Genomic DNA, 15056 nt, shown 5'->3' on the forward strand with positions numbered 1-15056 from the left:
TCCGATTGATTATAAACTTTCATGACAGAGGATTCAACACCACCCTTACCCGTCCCAAGACAACAATTTATCAAAACGGCCCGCCGGGTATAGTCCCGTCCTCTTTGGGTTCTCTTCATCCGTTTCCCAATTCATGGGATTGTCACGAATATATTGTCGGATGCGGTTTAAATCGTCTTCGGTTCGGAGGATGTGTTCGTAGTAATTACGTTGCCAAAGGGATTGTCCTGAACGCCCAAACCGGCGGTTTACGCCAATTGCAGACAGGGATTTAAACGCACGAATAATGTCCCCCAACGTAGGGGCGCTGCTTGCTGCGCCCTGTTTATTTGGCGTGATGTTTTGATTGGACAGGGCAAGCCCTGCCCCTACATGATCCGTGAAAACCACAATTCCGTGAACATGGTTCGGCATCACGATGGAAGCATCGGTTCCGACGCCTGGGTAGCGTTTCGGCAATTCCTCCCATACCGTCTGGACAACCCGCCCTACATCGTTCATTTGAACCTTTCCGTCCACCATATTCCCAAACAAACATTCCCGGTTCCTTACACATATCGTCACAAAATAGGCACCGGCCTGGGAATAATCAAACCCTTTCAATCTGATCGAATGGCGCTGATGGATGTCGGGGTTGTATTTCATGGATTTTGCCTTTCGTAGGGGCGCTGCTTGCCGCGCCCTGATTGGGGCGAATGTCCTATGTAGGGCGAATACGAGATTCGCCCCTACGAAAACCAACGGTAATCATCAATCCGGTTCAATCATCAAAACGGCCTGCCGGGCACTGATCAATGAATCCTGTCATCATCAATATCAATACCTTACGCTCCGAAAGGTGACAGGCACCTTTTATAATCAATCCGGGTCAATCATGCCAACTGTCAGAACGACCCGCAGGGCACGGTTACACATGACCATCGAGGAAGTTTTCTAACCCGCATCGGTAAACATTAGGTGAAAATGGTTCTAGTACTTTCTCCAATGGTTCCTGTTGATTGTTTTTGCAAACTATCGTGACGCCAGTTTTCTTGGCTTTTTCAATTATCTTGATTAGCCATGCCATCATATAATGATCAGCAGGTGGAAGGCTATATCCTAGAAAATAAAACTGATTGGGACTCTTTTCTAAAAGGAATCGTTCCGCATTTTGCCAATGTCCCGGAAAAATACAATTCCACCCTCCACTTTCACCAACCCAATGTTCCTTTTGGTAGAAAAACGGAACCAAAATTGGGCCATAGGTGTTGTGAGTTTGTTCATTTTCCATATATTGTTTCCACCTAAATAAATAAGCCCATTGTCTATTGTTTCCTTTACCCGGTTTTGGTAGCAATCTCCTAACCGGGAAAACGACAGGTAACCGTGTCTGGGAGTGTTTTAGTTCTTTTCTTTCGAACCAAAGCTTTTCAAGCCAGTTAACTGACCCGTGGAGTTTGTAAATGGGTACTCCCTCTTGTTTGTTGGAAATTCCAGGATAATGATATCTATATTTTGAGCTTAATAGTAATTTCTCCAATATAAGGTCGTAGTTAGTGGTTATAATGACGATAATGCCGCTTTCGTCATGAAGCTTTTTAAACCACTTAAGAAATTTTATTCGAATATCGCGCTTTGGTCTGGAACTCCTGAGATAATCTGCAATGGCCACACGCATATTAACAATCGCTCTTCTGGCATTTCTCTTTGATTTGCTAGGACTAGAATCTGCATAATCTGCCCTGTTATGAAGATAGGACATACATAGTTCAACATCGCCTACATCTAGCATCCAGGATGAAAGACGTCTGTTACCAATTTTAATTTTCCTATCTACACCGCAATTGTCGATCCACCGAGCTTTCACATTATTTAAAACTGAACACAAAAACTCACTCTGAGGGGGAATGCCAGCCAACGCATAGCTCGCACCGGAGCCGAGAAAGAGACAGGTTACGGACTTGGTCATCTCGACGTGGCTTCCTCTACAATCTCTATCTCCTCCTCCGTCAACCCATAGAGTTCGTAGACCAGTTGGTCAATCTGTTTATCGGTCGCGTCAATCTGGCGCTGGAGCCGTGTTTTGTCATCCGGGGTCTTTGCTGCTTTCAACCGCTTATGTAGATCCAGTATTTGCTCGACCAGCATCACCATTTTGTCGTGGAGATCTTTATCATAGGGGTCTGTAAAATTAATAGAGCGTAAAGGAAATGGATTTAGATACGCAGTCTTCAGTCGGAAATATCCTCCTCGCAGCGCCGTGCCCGTCTCCTTCAGGAAATAAGTAAGGACGGGGGAGTTCAGTATCGCAAGAATGAACCGTTGATCACACTGGGTATTTGGCTTAACCACGATGGCATAAGCGGTATCCAAAAGCCACCGACCTTTAGTATCCAGTGTACACGCACCACGGTTGGCTACGTCTGGAAAGACGATTTTCTCTGAAACTTCAAATCGGTTAAGGTTCTGCGGACGCCCGTAGCGATACCAACCTTTTCCTTTAAAGCGGCCTTTCTCCCGCTCATCTAATCTTGGTTTACATTCACGGAGATATTCCAGTGTCCTCGGCGCAAGAGAAGCCAGCTTCTTTTCCAAAACAAGCACGCTTTTTCCATTGATAACTTCATAAGGGACGATAAGAAGTAACTCTTCTTCTGCTATTTCGTAGGCGCCGATGCTACGACCACGTAGAGCTGGTTTTAAAAAAGTAGACTCTAGCAAATATTCAGCGTCCTTTTCAGGGGAGTAAACGCGAACGGAATTCCCTTTCCTACCTCGGAATTCTACCAGGTAAACACTGTCTGCTCTTGTTCCTGTCCCCTGAAAGACATGCGCTATGCTATCCAACCCAGGCCATCGTTTAAGCTTTTCAAGAAATTTTCCATTAGATGAAGGAACCTCCCAAGGGCCCGCCATCAGCTTTGCGGCAAGAATTTTGGAAGTTTTCCACAAGACTGGTGCGTCTTCAGGAAGGGGGCACGGTATCCTCGAGTTATTGACTGGCCCGATGTAGCGTGCCACATCGGCTGAATCTTTTCCGTCTCGGTGTAAAAAGAGGAGACATGTATAATTCGTCGCTCCACGGAAAATCTGAAAGGCTCCAAAGTGAATAAGTCTCTCGAGGTACCTCCCTTCAGAAAGAACAGCCCGCAGATTTTCTCCCACCTGAGAATTTAAGAACTTGTTTGGAAGGATATAACCTAACTTGCCGTTTTTCTTTAGGAAGCTAAGACCTTTTTCAACGAAAATGAGGTAAATATCCCATTCCCTTGAAGATGCTGACCGATAGTGTGACCTGTATAGATCCCAAAGAACAGGATCGCTTTCCTTCAGGGTAATACTTCGCACATACGGCGGATTACCAATCACCGCATCGAAGCCGCCCGCCTTCATAATTACCGGGAACTCAGCCTTCCAGTCGAAGGCATTGACCCGTTGGACCTCTTCATCATCAAACATCGTGGTTTGGCGGTCTTCATAATAATCCGGACCTATGAGGCTATTGCCGCATTTGATGTTACTTCCCAAATCAGGCAGGGCGCGCTCCCGCCACATTCTTAACTGCTTGTTTAGCGTCTCTTGGTTCTCTCCTTCCAACACCTTGAGGAGAAGACTTAACTTGGTCACCTCCACCGCCTGGCTGTCGATGTCCACGCCGTAGATGTTATTGAGGAGAATACGTTTCTTTTCCTGTGTGGTCAGAAACCATTGGCCGCCCGCACCCTGGTAAATTTCCTTTGTGTGCTTCTCAGACCCATCCTTCACATACCAGTCTCGATGGTAATCCAGGAGATAGGTATAAGCCCCGATGAGAAACGAACCGGAGCCGCAGGCGGGGTCGAGAATGCGCAATTTCGAAATCTGTTTTGGGGTCATGCGCTGTAGGGGCGCACCGATGTGTGTGCCCTTGTTATTGGTGTCCGTCCTGTCAGGGCGGACACGCAGATCCGCCCCTACGATTTTTCCCACCGTATTTTTAACGATATAGTCCACAATGTAGGTTGGGGTATAGTAAACCCCGCCGGCTTTCTTGACCTCGGGTTTTTCCTCGATCACCGCCCGATGTCCCGCCGTCAGACGGATGACCTTGCCCAGGAATTGTTCATAGACATTCCCAAGAATATCGGCGCTCAGGACCGAAAACTCATAGGGACTTTCCGGGTAATAGAGGCGTCTAATAATGTCTTTAAGGACCTTGTCGTCAATGGAGAGCATGAGGGTTAACTCATCGGGAGCTTCCGCCCTTCCCTTCTCCGGCTTGAAATGAAAGAGACCGGAGTTATACCGGTCATCTGCAAGGCCGTAAATGTACTGCAATCGCTTATACGTGTTTTCCCCGTTGAGCAATCCCATGAGTTGTCCATAAAGCTCGATGCCGCGGTCCTCGCACATCCGCAAGAAAATGATCCGGTCGATGGTCCGTTGAACGGCGAAATTAAGGTCACACACGGAGAGGTCGGGATTGCGCAGTGCCAGATTACGAGCCAGGGAATCGCGCCAGGTTTCAATCTCGGTCAGGAACTCGGAATCAACTTCGGAAGTGCCGCGCTTTCCCTTTCTCGATACTGCAAATTTATCAAAGGAGCCTTTGAGGACGGCATCCTTAGAAAAAATGGAGGCAACCTCACTCCACCGCGCCGCATATTCATTGTAGGTAAGGTAAAGGATACGGCCTACGCTTGGTTTGTCGTTGGGTTTGGGGGGAATCCGGCAGTCGTAAACGGCAAATTCTTCAAAGTCGGTCAGGATGGAGAGCGGAAGCTTGGCACTCCAGGCATAGCGCCGAAGCTGATAGGCAGGACTGATATCGTCTTTGATACGGATAGTCGGTTTTTTCGTTTCAAGGAAAAATTTCCGTGCCCCACCGATGCGAAAGCAATAGTCGGGGGCCTTGGTCGCGCTGCCGACCTTGATCGCATCTTCATGGATGACGTCCTTGTAAGCCTCGGCATAGCCCGCTTTATTGGTCACGTCCCATCCAAGTGCCTCGAAGAAGGGATCGATGAACTCGCGTCGAAGCTGGGTCTCATTATAGGCCGGACTACGGTAGGATTCGATATTCTGCTCGAACCGATTGACCAACTCGATGACGGCTTGAGGGGGTTGAGCCATAGTTAAACTTTACGCCTTCCTGTGCTTGATTATTGAGAGTTGCAAAACTAATGTCCTATGGTCAACTGCTGGCCACCCCCTCTCCCTCCCCTCTCCCCCTCGAAGGGGGAGAGGATAAAGGTGAGGGGGATTGAATTGATGAGGAAGAGGACACTAGAAATGCAGTTCTCAATAGTATGAATTATTCTAACAATATGAAATTACAGGTATAAATGTCAAACGGTGGAAAAATTTGTAAATTTTCTATCGGGCTCTTCTATTGAGGTTTTCTTCATCCGTTCCCCCATTCATGGGATTGTCACGGATATATTGTCGGATGCGGTTTAATTCATCTTCATTGCGGATGATGTGTTCGAGGGTGGGGCGCACCAATGTGTGCGCCATCATTATCGATACCCGTCCCATCGGGGCGGACACACAGGTCCGCCCCTGCGATTACAATGATGCGGTAAATGTGATCGGACATAATCATCAAATCATCCGTCACAACATTTATAAAATAATTTGAAAAAACAGGCCGCATGCACTAGACTGATCTCCATGAATCCTCATTTTTAAAGGAGAACCCGTTGAAAACGTTAGAAACATTAAAGGAACTTACCTCTTTCTTACTCGAGATTCAACACATCTCCAGTGCAGCAGCCGTTCTTTCCTGGGACCAGGAGACCTACATGCCCCCGGGAGGTGCGGAAGCCCGAGCCGATCAGCTTGCTACGCTTCAAGGCATTGCCCATCAGCAATTCATATCGCCAAAAATGGAAAATCTCCTTTCCCAATGGATCGATTTAAAAACCGGGGCGTTATTGGAAAACGCTGATGAGGCTTGGGATCTCCAATCAAAAGCCCTTTTGAGAGAGACCTGGAGAGACTACTCCAAGGCCAAAAAACTTCCCTTGGATTTTGTAAAACGAATGGAAAAAGAAACCTCCCTTGCTCTTCAGGTTTGGGTGGAGGCCAGGGAAAAAAATAATTATTCCCTTTTTAAGTCACACCTTTCAACCATTATTAAATTAAAAAAGGAGGAATCGGATTATCGAGGATATACCGAATCTCCCTATGATGCTCTGCTGGATACCTATGAACCGGGAACAAAGGCCTCACAAATTGCCCCTCTTTTTGATTCTTTAAAAAAGAGCATTCTTCCCTTATTGGAAAAAGTTCGGCAGGCTGCTCACCCGCCCAAAGATGAAATCCTCTTTGTCTCTTATCAACCGGATCGCCAACTGGAATTTGGGCATAAGGTTTTAAAAGCCATGGGATATGATTTTTCCCGTGGACGCCAGGATCTTTCCCATCATCCCTTTACAACCTCCTTCCACCCAACTGACGTTCGGATTACCACACGGATCTTTGAGAAAGGACTTCCCTCCGCCCTATTTGGATCTATCCATGAAGGGGGGCATGCCCTTTATGACCAGGGACTGGACCCCAAGTTTTTCGGGACTCCCCTAGGGGAATTCTTATCATTGGGTATTCATGAAAGCCAATCCCGTCTCTGGGAAAATTGTGTAGGACGATCAAAAAGCTTTTGGAAATTTTTTTTTCCTTATCTTCAAAATACCTTTCCGGATCAGCTTTCCAAAATTGACCTTCAAACCTTTTACGGGGCCATAAACCTGATTAAGCCCTCCTTGATCCGCGTTGAGGCGGACGAATTGACCTACAACCTTCATATCCTGTTGCGCTTTGAAATTGAAAAAGAGGTCATTGAGGGAAATCTTGAGGTGAACGAAATTCCCTCGGCTTGGAATTCTCGAATGAAGACCTATCTGGGGATCGTACCGGAGAAAGAAAGTGAGGGCCCGCTTCAAGATATTCACTGGGCCCATGGCTCCTTTGGTTATTTTCCCACCTATACCCTAGGAAACCTTTATTCCGTTCAATTTTTCAATCAGGCCAAAAAAGAACTTCCAGATTTACTGGATCAGATTGAAAAAGGGAACCTTCTTCCATTAAAGAAATGGCTCAATCAAAAAATTCATTGTTGGGGAAGGACGTTTCCCACTGAAGAACTTGTAAGAAGGGTTACGGGGGAACCTCTCAACCCCAGTTATTTTATTCGGTATTTGGAAGAAAAAGTAAAAGAGATCTATCATGATTAAAAGTCAATAAAAACTCCAGGAACGGATGTTCGTCTTTTCCCTATATCCCATGAATTGAGAAATGTTTAAACCCAATCTATTTAAAAACAAAACCATCGTTACTACCGGCGGAGGAAGCGGACTGGGAAAAGCCATGGCAGAAGAATTGCTGGGGTTAGGAGCCAACTTGGTTTTGATAGGCCGAACCTCGAAACGGTTAGAAAAAACAGCTCACGAATTGGGCTCTGAGGAAAACATTTTAACTCTCCCCTTGGATGTTCGGGATGCGGAAGGAGTAAAAAAGGGGATGGGAAAAGCCATGGAACGGTTTGGGAAAATTGATGGGCTCATCAACAATGCTGCGGGGAATTTTTTATGTCCTACCGAAAACCTGAGCATCAATGGTTTTAATGCAATTGTGAACACGGTTCTCAATGGGACTTTTTATTGTACCTTGTCGGTGGGGAAACATATGATCCAAACGGGGGGAGGCGTGATTTTAAATATCCTCGCAAATTATGCGGAAACGGGGGCCAGCTATGTTATACCCTCTGCAGTTGCTAAAGCGGGGGTGTTAAATTTGACCCGTTCTTTGGCTGTGGAATGGGGAAAATTCAATATCAGACTGAATGCAATTGCCCCAGGACCCACCCCAACCGAGGGAGCTTGGAAAGCACTTATGCCCGATCCCACCATTGAAGAAATGACTCTTTCAGGAATTCCCTTAAAACGATTTGGTCAACCAAAAGAAATGGCCTTGTTGGCCTGCTATTTACTGTCCGATGCCGCGGCCTACATTACGGGAAACTGCGTCCTAATCGATGGGGGGCAATCCCTATCCGACAATCCTTTTAACCGTCTTGCTGTCCAGCATCCTGACCTTTTAAAGGCTTTTTTAAAAGAAAAATAAAGAAGAGGCTCCTGCCATTTACTGTACCAGCAATTGGCCCCCAACATGTCCCTTGTGGAGATGGCAAAAGTACCGATAAACCCCTGCTTTAGCAGGTTTGAGGGAAATTTCCTTAGATCCGCCTGCCTTAATGACCTCTTTCACATCAAGGCCTTCGATGGTAAACCCATGCTCCTTGTTCACCAGGTTATTCAGGCTTAGTTTGACTTCTTTGCCTTTTTCAACAATGATCGTTGAAGGCAGCCAAATATTTCCCCCTTCACCCACCAAAACCGAAATCAATTTAAAATCTTCATCGGCGTGAGCATTAAGGGGAAAAAAGGAAAGGGATATCAGGAATGCCCCAATAAACGCTTTCTGGATTGTGTTTCCAAACATGAGTATCCTCCTTTTCTTTAGGGTTGGGCGCTTGTTTATCATGGATCATTGATCAGAGTCAATATTCCTTTATCAAGGGGCAATTCTAATTTCATTAAGGGTGAAAGCCACCTATCCTATTCCAAAAACCTGTATTTTTATTTTTTAAAAGATTAACCTTTAAAAAAGGGTCTGTGAGAAAAAAAGTTTTCATCATACATTAGGTTTGACAGGAAAATTCAATTTCGCTATGTTCAATTACACACTTAAATTTTTAAAATAGGTTTTTATCTTAACCTGTTATTTTTACAACAGATTTTAGTTTTTTTTCAATCCATTTTGAATTAAATGGGGAGGTATACTGGATGAGCTGGTTTTTCCTTTTACTCGCGATCCTATTGGAGGTAGCCGGAACCGTATCAATGAAAATATCTCATGGTTTTACAAAAATAACCCCCTCTTTATTCATTTTCATTTTTTATGGGTTAAGCTTCGGATCATTAACCGTAGCCCTCAAAACCATTAATCTCAGCATTGCCTACGCACTTTGGGCAGGAATTGGAACCGCATTAATTGCTGGGGTGGGAATATTTTGGTTTAAAGAGCCCGCAACCAGCTTGAAACTACTTTCTTTGGGCCTAATTATCCTGGGTGTCATTGGTTTAAACCTGGGTGAAGCGACTCAAAACATGAGGTAGCCATGTTACACATTCGTTGTGGCGATGATATATTGTACAAATTAAAAGAGGTAAACTTTCCCGGGAAATACATGAAGTGGGCGGATCCTCTATGCCAGGGCCCGACCCCATCCGGGCTAACCCGCGAACAATGGAGGGCAACCCGTGCTAAATTTGCCTCGGATTTCTATAATATAACTTTAGATTATGCTTTAAATTGCCTCTCTCAACAGGATGAAAATTTAAAAGAATTTTTAAACCACAAAGAAGTCATCCTTTGGTTTGAACATGGCCTATTTGATCAAATTATTCTCATCTATCTTTTGAATTGGTTTTCACAACAGGCATTAGGAAAAACCAAAATTGAACTCATTTATTCCGGAAAACATTTAGGGAATATGAATTCAAAAAATTTGAAGATCCTATTTGAAAAAAAGCACCCCGTCACCCCTCAGGAATTTGAATTGGCCCAAAAAACATGGAAAGCGTTTTGCTCTTCAAACCCTTCCAAAATCCAAAGCATAACCAAGCAGGATTCTTCTTCCCTTCCCTATCTAAAAGGGGCCTTAATTCGACATCTTCAACAATTCCCCTCAAAACAAAATGGATTGAATTTAACCGAACGCTTTTCCCTGGAGGTCATTTCAATGGGAGAATACCAACCCTTTCGCATTTTTGAAGCAGTTCAAAAGAAAGAGGAGAATCCATGGTTGGGGATAACAATGTTTTGGCCATATTTACAGCATCTGGCCACAGGGGATGAACCTCTCCTTTCAATTCGGGGAGATGGACAATGGCGAAGTTTGGGAAAGCCCCATTCAAAATTAACCGTTCAGATGACACAAAAAGGCCGTGAGATATTGTCGGGAAGGAGCGATAATATCAAAGAAAATGGGATTGCCCGTTGGTTAGGGGGCGTTCACCTCTTTGGAGACGAGGCCGAATGGCGCTGGGACTCCTCTACTCAAACACTGGTTCATTGATCCCAATACACAAAATTGGCATACTCAAACTGCTCATTTTGAGATTCATTGGAACTCGAAAAATATTCAGTACCTATTTCCCCCCCCTTTATCATTTCATGGCCAAACTCCTGGGTTGTGTTGTTTGACAGGAAAAAATGGGCTCCATAGGCTCATAGAAATTCATTGAAAAGAATAGATCTGTGGATTTAACCCATTCCTATGAACCCGGAATTCCCCAATGGAAAGTGTCTGCGGTGAATGAAATCCCGGTAAAAGAGATGATTTTTACCTTGTTGGTAATTGACGTTTATGAAATAGTTACCCAAAATCCCCATTAAGCGATATAATTAAAAATATTTATGGGAATAAAAAAGTGACCTTTTTCCCAAGGTGGCATGTGTGGCAATGCGACCGGGGGTCAAAACGCTAAACAACCAAAAAGCAATGACAAACAAGGAGGAAAAATGGACGTTCTAAACAGACTGGTCAATCGTGAAATTGTCACTGTGGAGTACAATGCCTCCCTTCAACAGGCCGCCCAGATTATGAGGGATAAACGAATCGGGTCCTTATTGGTGGTCAAGGATGGGGAATATGTGGGAATCTTCAGTGAAACGGATGTTACCCGTCGAGCGGCAGCGGAAGGTCTAGACCCCAAAAAGGTGACCATCGAATCAATTATGACCACACCGATTATTAGTCTGGAGATTAAAACAGAACCTGAAAAAGCGAATGATTTAATGAAAGATAAAGGAATACGCCATCTTCCCTTAACCGAAAACGGGAAAATTATAGGAATAATTTCGGTCCGAGACCTTCTCCGCTTTTTCAAGGTCTATTATAATGGCATCGGTAGCCTGAAAGAAAAATAAACGGTTCTCAAAAAAATAAATCTTCACATTCCATTTCCTGTAACGCTCCCCACAACCCAAAATTTTTATTTTTAATTTCAGCTTCAGAAAATCTCCAAACCTCCCACCCCTGGCGGCGAAGCCACCGGTCTTTTTTAAGGTTCTCGGTATATTTTTCCAGATTCAGATCGGACTGGTTTTTCTCGGACCGGTTTCCATTATCCGTTTGTTCATCCACAGAAATCACCTTATCGATCTCCATAACAATTTTTCGGCCGGAATAAAACAGGACAAAATCCACCTGGAAGGGTTCTTGCTTAACTTTTTTAGAACGGACATTATTCTCGGGTGTAAAATGAATCCAATTTAACCACACCTGAGGAATCAAAGCCGGATGACGTAAGGTTTCCATGGAAGACTTGGGTTGTCCGTCATCTGGAAAACATCTTTCGCAAATTTCAAAATAATCATGAAGCAATCCCCTTTCCCCTTCGGAAGTAACCAAGGAAGACAGTTCTTTTTTGAAACGGGTCCAGCTATTTTTAAAATCTTTTTTTATAGATTCCTCGGAAAGAAAAGCAATCCAGCAGGGCTTTGTTCGGTGGATCAGGTCTTTCCAGGTAATTTCCTGTTCGATCCGTTCATAATTTAAAATATAGTTCCCTTTACAAGAAATTTCCAGCCCGTTTTCTGGGGATCGGCCAAAATGGATCTCCAATTTATTATTACCAAATATTAATATTTCCACCAGTGTCTCCTTTATAGATCATATAAAAATGGCCCTCGGCTTCTCAGGAGAATTATCCCTGAAGCCCATATTTCTGAATCCGATAGCGAAGGGTATTTCGTGTTACACCCAAAAGCCTTGAGGCATCCGAAACATTTCCTTGGGTTTTTTCCAAAGCCTCTTCGATGACTCTTTTTTCGATATCTTCTATAGAGAGCCCCAGTGATAAAAGAGAAGGCGGCTGTATTAAATTGGATAAAATTTGCCCAAGGTTATCCGGTAAATCCTCGGGTTCCACCACTTCTCCTTTACAAGTCAGGAGGACCCGTTCTACGGTATTTTGGAGTTCACGGATATTGCCCGGCCAAGGGTAATCATCAAGAATTCTTAACGCTTCTTCGGAAAAATGCTTAAACCTTTTTCCCATTTCAATATTAAATTTCTCTAAAAAATGTTCAGCCAAAATACGAACATCCCCTTTCCGCTCCCGTAGGGGGGGAAGGTGAAGAGGAAAAACATTTAACCGGTAATATAGGTCCTCTCGGAATTTTTCTTGCTTGATTAACTCCATAAGATCTTTATTGGTCGCTGCAATAATCCGGACATCCACTTTCACCGGTTGGGTAGATCCCAGGGGTTCGATTTCTCTTTCCTGTAGAACCCGGAGGAGCTTTACTTGGGTTCTGGGGCTGATTTCCGAAATTTCATCCAAAAAAATGGTTCCCTTATTCCCCAGAAGAATTCGGCCGGGTTTGGAAATTTTCGCATCAGTGAAAGCCCCTTTCTCATAACCAAAGAGTTCGCTTTCCAATAGGGTCTCTGGAATGGCGGCACAATTAATTGGCACCATTGAAAAACGGGACCGGTCACTCCGGTAATGAATGGCTTGGGCAAGAAGTTCCTTCCCGGTTCCGCTTTCTCCCGTGATCAAGACCGTCATTCCGGTATTACTAACCTCTTCAGCCAGTTTTTTGACGAGGAATAATGGGGGTGAATTTCCAATGATGCTCTCAAAGCTAAATTTCCTTTTAATCCCTTGGGATAGGGTCTTATTCTCCAGGGTGATATTTTGAACCTCGAGGGCCCTTCGGATGATTAGCTTCAATTCCTCGTTGTCTATGGGTTTGGTGATATAGTCTAATGCACCCCGTTGCATCGCCTCCACCGCCGTTTTTACCGTTCCATACCCGGTAATAATCAAAACTGGAATACCGGGGTGATTTTTTTTCACATGGTCCAACACCTGCATTCCATCCATTTTTTCCATTTGAAGGTCGGTCAAAATCAAATCACAGGGATTGTCCTGAAGTTTTTTGATTCCCTCTGCCCCTCCGCTGGAGGTTATAATTTCATATCCCTCTTGACGTAGAATAAGTTCCAGGAGCCGCCGCATTTTTTGATCATCTTCAATAATGAGCAACTTGGCTTGAATCATCTTTTACACCTTCAGTTTCGTGACAAGGAGGGAAAAGAATGGTAAACGTCGTCCCTTGGTCTTTTTGACTTTGAACAATGATTCGGCCCCCATTGTCTTCGATTAAGCGCTTCACGTTGGTCAGGCCTAACCCGATTCCATATTCCTTGGTGGTAAAGAAGGGGTCAAAAATTTTACCCATATCCTCCGTGGCAATCCCCTCCCCTGTATCCTGAATGGAAATTTCCAACAATCCCTCCTGGTTTTGGCAGACACGAAGGGTAACCGTTCCTCCTTCGGGCATGACCTCCCGAGCATTGTTTAACAAATTAAAGAGAGCCTCTAAAAGGTGTTCCGGGTCCACATTGACCATTGGGAGGGAAAAGGAGATTTCCTTAATTAATTTGATTTTTCCATAGTCTTCTCCTTGGGCCGCCCACTGCCACAGGGATCGTTCGATGATTTTTTCTAAATGGACGGGCTTGTTATCCGGAGGACGGGGACGGGCAAAACGCAAAAAATCATTAATTCGATAGGTTAAACGGTCTACCTCCTCAATAATATACCGACCCACTTCCTTTTTAACTTTGGCCGGTTCTTTCTTGTCGTTTAAAATTTGTGCCGAACTACGAATAATACCAAGGGGATTTTTAAGGTCATGGGTCAGTCCTGCTAATAATTGCCCAATGGACGCCAGTTCATTTTTCACCACCAACTCTTTCTGCTGTTTCTTAATGGTGTGGAGACTTTCTTCCAGGGCAAGAGACATTTGATTAAACGCCTGGGCCAGTTCTTGAATTTCATCACTGCTTTTGACCTCAATCCGCTCCCCGAAATGGTGGCTATTTAAATGTTGAACGTCCTGGGTGGCCAGTGAATAGCTGGCTTGTCCAATGGCCTGTGCCCGTTCCTTAAGGAGAAGAATGGGTTTCACAATCTGTTTTCCAACCAGGTATCCCAGAGAAGAGATTACAAAAACCAACCCAAACCCCAGAATGCCCACCTTGGTCAGGAGACTATACACCGGAGCAAAAGATTCACTGGGGTGTTGGCGAATAAAGGCATACCAGTTATTTTGGTCCAGGCTTAAAGCATCCAATGGTCGCTTAAAGGCAATGGGGGCAAACCCTACGATTGAATCCGTTCCCCCGTGGCCGTCATCATCCGCCACCCCCCATGAAGACTGTGGCTGTGAGATTTGTTTCATTAATCCTTCATTAATCAAATGGTCGGTTGGCGGCAGGATAGGACAGATCAGCGGATTCCCTAGGGAACTGACCAACATGGCGTGGCCTGTTTTCCCAACCCGGACTTCCAAAATGGCCTTCAACAATTTATCCCGGGGAATTCCCATTTTCAAAACACCATTCACCTCTTCTCCTTTTTCGTCCCAAATGGGAACGGCAACATCATAAAAATAATTCTTTCTCCCTTCATCAAAATAAAGATTGCTAACAAAGTTTGCCCCCTCTCCTTTGTGGAAACTGCTTTGGAACCATACGGTTTCGGAATAAAAGGTTTGCTCTGGACTCCGAAGGGCCGCTACCACCCTTCCTTTGGGATCAGCAATTAATATATTGTTGTACTCAAGTTCCCCCTTCCGCTGGCGTTCAAGGGCTCGGAATTGGTCAGCTGCTGGATTTTCCAGCACAGATTGAACCCTCCCTTTTCTTTCGGACTGAAATCCTTCTCCTTTCCCATGGAGAACCGTTTCAAGGGTTTTTCGAATGGCAGGAGAAAGCGCTAAGGTTTGCGCATCCTCAATATCATGATTAATAATGATTTCTACTTTTTTAGCGACGGCTGAGGCAATTTCCTGAAAGTTTACCCCAATAGATTGTGTAAGAATTTTTTTACTGTAAAGGTAGGTTGCAAAAAGAGCGACGATGCCGGGAAGGAGCCCAGCAACAAGAAGGGCCAAAACAAATTTCTTTTTTAGCCCCTGTTGGGAGGATATTCGAACCATGGGACGCTCCTCTCAGG

General features: G+C 44.7%; 17 protein-coding genes. 9 read left to right on the plus strand and 8 right to left on the minus strand.

From position 1 onward, the window contains the following. Positions 1 to 45: 45 nt before the first annotated feature. A complete protein-coding gene (locus tag VGB26_03715) occupies positions 46 to 645 on the minus strand; it encodes a transposase (GenBank protein HEX9756891.1) in 600 nt (199 codons plus the stop codon). Between VGB26_03715 and VGB26_03720 the strand changes: the two genes are divergently transcribed. After that, entirely contained in the window at positions 644 to 937 is a 294-nt protein-coding gene (locus VGB26_03720) for a hypothetical protein (GenBank protein HEX9756892.1), read from the plus strand. The genes VGB26_03715 and VGB26_03720 overlap by 2 nt on opposite strands. Here the strand turns inward: VGB26_03720 and VGB26_03725 are convergent. Both VGB26_03725 and VGB26_03730 read right to left on the minus strand, forming a co-directional pair. Beyond that, a complete protein-coding gene (locus tag VGB26_03725) occupies positions 908 to 1948 on the minus strand; it encodes an SIR2 family protein (protein ID HEX9756893.1) in 1041 nt (346 codons plus the stop codon). The genes VGB26_03720 and VGB26_03725 overlap by 30 nt on opposite strands. Beyond that, on the minus strand, positions 1945 to 4428 hold the full coding sequence (locus tag VGB26_03730; GenBank protein ID HEX9756894.1) for an N-6 DNA methylase: 2484 nt from the start codon (positions 4426 to 4428) through the stop codon (positions 1945 to 1947). The genes VGB26_03725 and VGB26_03730 overlap by 4 nt, the downstream gene beginning before the upstream one ends. Between VGB26_03730 and VGB26_03735 the strand changes: the two genes are divergently transcribed. Next, positions 4402 to 5097 (plus strand): hypothetical protein, encoded by a 696-nt coding sequence (locus VGB26_03735; GenBank protein HEX9756895.1) that lies wholly within the window; start codon positions 4402 to 4404, stop codon positions 5095 to 5097. The genes VGB26_03730 and VGB26_03735 overlap by 27 nt on opposite strands. 237 nt (positions 5098 to 5334) lie before the next feature. Here the strand turns inward: VGB26_03735 and VGB26_03740 are convergent, their stop codons facing one another. After that, entirely contained in the window at positions 5335 to 5478 is a 144-nt protein-coding gene (locus VGB26_03740) for a hypothetical protein (protein ID HEX9756896.1), read from the minus strand. Here VGB26_03740 and VGB26_03745 point away from each other — a divergent pair. From VGB26_03745 to VGB26_03755, 3 genes are all read left to right on the plus strand, one after another. After that, the gene (locus VGB26_03745) at positions 5465 to 5599 is read left to right on the plus strand and encodes a hypothetical protein (GenBank protein HEX9756897.1); all 135 of its coding nucleotides are present in this window, start codon (positions 5465 to 5467) and stop codon (positions 5597 to 5599) included. The two genes, VGB26_03740 and VGB26_03745, sit on opposite strands and share 14 nt — an antisense overlap. Before the next feature lie 61 nt (positions 5600 to 5660). Then, positions 5661 to 7193, plus strand: coding sequence for a carboxypeptidase M32 (locus VGB26_03750; protein ID HEX9756898.1), 1533 nt, complete (start codon positions 5661 to 5663; stop codon positions 7191 to 7193). Positions 7194 to 7254: 61 nt separating this feature from the next. After that, positions 7255 to 8082, plus strand: coding sequence for an SDR family oxidoreductase (locus VGB26_03755; GenBank protein ID HEX9756899.1), 828 nt, complete (start codon positions 7255 to 7257; stop codon positions 8080 to 8082). A gap of 18 nt (positions 8083 to 8100) precedes the next feature. Here the strand turns inward: VGB26_03755 and VGB26_03760 are convergent, their stop codons facing one another. After that, entirely contained in the window at positions 8101 to 8460 is a 360-nt protein-coding gene (locus tag VGB26_03760) for a cupredoxin domain-containing protein (GenBank protein HEX9756900.1), read from the minus strand. A 344-nt stretch (positions 8461 to 8804) separates the two neighbouring features. On the opposite strand from VGB26_03760, the gene VGB26_03765 reads away from it, so the two are divergent. The 4 genes from VGB26_03765 to VGB26_03780 all read left to right on the plus strand — a co-directional run bounded on the left by VGB26_03765 (position 8805) and on the right by VGB26_03780 (position 10953). Beyond that, positions 8805 to 9137, plus strand: a complete 333-nt coding sequence (locus VGB26_03765) for a multidrug efflux SMR transporter (GenBank protein ID HEX9756901.1) — start codon at positions 8805 to 8807, stop codon at positions 9135 to 9137. 2 nt (positions 9138 to 9139) lie between these two features. After that, the gene (locus tag VGB26_03770) at positions 9140 to 10099 is read left to right on the plus strand and encodes a hypothetical protein (GenBank protein ID HEX9756902.1); all 960 of its coding nucleotides are present in this window, start codon (positions 9140 to 9142) and stop codon (positions 10097 to 10099) included. 182 nt (positions 10100 to 10281) lie between these two features. Further along, positions 10282 to 10419 (plus strand): hypothetical protein, encoded by a 138-nt coding sequence (locus tag VGB26_03775; protein ID HEX9756903.1) that lies wholly within the window; start codon positions 10282 to 10284, stop codon positions 10417 to 10419. A gap of 126 nt (positions 10420 to 10545) precedes the next feature. After that, positions 10546 to 10953 carry a CBS domain-containing protein gene (locus VGB26_03780; GenBank protein HEX9756904.1) on the plus strand — a complete coding sequence of 136 codons (408 nt, stop codon included), beginning with the start codon at positions 10546 to 10548 and terminating at the stop codon, positions 10951 to 10953. A 7-nt stretch (positions 10954 to 10960) separates the two neighbouring features. Here the strand turns inward: VGB26_03780 and VGB26_03785 are convergent, their stop codons facing one another. Genes VGB26_03785 through VGB26_03795 form a run of 3 tightly spaced genes read right to left on the minus strand, consistent with a single transcriptional unit; the run spans position 10961 to position 15039 of the window. Continuing rightward, on the minus strand, positions 10961 to 11680 hold the full coding sequence (locus VGB26_03785; GenBank protein HEX9756905.1) for a hypothetical protein: 720 nt from the start codon (positions 11678 to 11680) through the stop codon (positions 10961 to 10963). Positions 11681 to 11732: 52 nt separating this feature from the next. Then, a complete protein-coding gene (locus VGB26_03790) occupies positions 11733 to 13094 on the minus strand; it encodes a sigma-54 dependent transcriptional regulator (protein ID HEX9756906.1) in 1362 nt (453 codons plus the stop codon). Continuing rightward, positions 13066 to 15039 (minus strand): ATP-binding protein, encoded by a 1974-nt coding sequence (locus VGB26_03795; GenBank protein ID HEX9756907.1) that lies wholly within the window; start codon positions 15037 to 15039, stop codon positions 13066 to 13068. Before VGB26_03795 ends, VGB26_03790 begins: the two co-directional genes overlap by 29 nt. Positions 15040 to 15056: the final 17 nt, after the last annotated feature.

The sequence above is a fragment of the Nitrospiria bacterium genome (genome assembly GCA_036397255.1).
Classification (GTDB): domain Bacteria; phylum Nitrospirota; class Nitrospiria; order DASWJH01; family DASWJH01; genus DASWJH01.